1 pseudogene is annotated in these 989 nt (G+C 75.0%); it reads left to right on the forward strand.

What is annotated here, in order from left to right:
• Positions 1-872 (forward strand): annotated as a pseudogene (locus ACG2DA_RS22855) (hypothetical protein); the annotation flags it as partial.
• Positions 873-989: the final 117 nt, after the last annotated feature.

Raw genomic sequence — 989 nt, forward strand, 5'->3', positions numbered from 1 at the left:
CCGCGGAGCCGGGTGCGCCGACCGCGGGGGCCGCCCCCGTGCCGGCGGACGAAGCATCGGCGAACGAGGTTTCGCCGGCGGAGGTCTCGACGGACCCGGCGCTGAACCGTCCGGTGGGCGTTCTGGTGATGGCGGAACCGGAACTGTTTGAAACGACGCTGCGTGAGTTCCGCGGCGATCTTGCCCGGAACGCGGCCACCGCCGGGGCGACGATCGCCGACGCCGGCCCCCTGCCCCGCGCGGCCGCAAGCGAGTTGCTCGCTCAATCGGCGCTGGATCGGGAACTCCTGACCGAGTTGGATGCGGCGTCCGATGCGGAGGCGCCCCCGGACGCCGTCGCGGGCCGAAGACTCCCGGAGTCGCCGAGGCCGGAGCCGCGGGGACGGGGAATGGGCGGTTTCGGCGGTGGAGCGATGTCCGGAGCCGTCCCGATGAACCGGCCCCTGTCGGAGCCGTCGGGCGGACCGCCGCCCCCCCCGGCCATGGGCGGCTTCGGCGGCGCGGCGGCGGCCGGCGCCGCGGCCTCGACTCGTGCGGTCTCCGAAGAGGTCGACGGGGCGGAGGACGCGCCGGGGGGGGACGGCGGCTTCACCGCAGGAAACGCCCCGTTCCAGATCCGGGTGGCTCCGCCGCCCGCGGAGTCTCTCAAGCCGTCTCAACACTTGGCGGCCCAAGCCTCGCGCGCGCAGCGTGCGGTCTCCGAGCCCGGTGAATCCGCCGCGGCGGCCCGGCCCGCGGAGTTGAGGGAGGACCTCCTCAATCTACGGGTGTTGTCCCGAAGCCGCTCCGGGGACGAGCGGGTGCCGGTGCTGTTGCTGTTCGAACCGCCGCCGGCCGAGGCGGCCGAACCCGCCGCCGAATCGCCCCGCTGAAGGCCGCGGTCCCGGCACATTCGTTACAGCTTCGCACCTTCGGGGGCCGACAGTTGACGAGGAGCGGGAGTTGCGCGGCCGGCCGGCCGGCGCCCCCGCCCGGGCGATCGGAAGCGT

It is taken from the genome of Alienimonas sp. DA493 (assembly GCF_043951915.1).
Classification (GTDB): Bacteria; Planctomycetota; Planctomycetia; order Planctomycetales; family Planctomycetaceae; genus Alienimonas.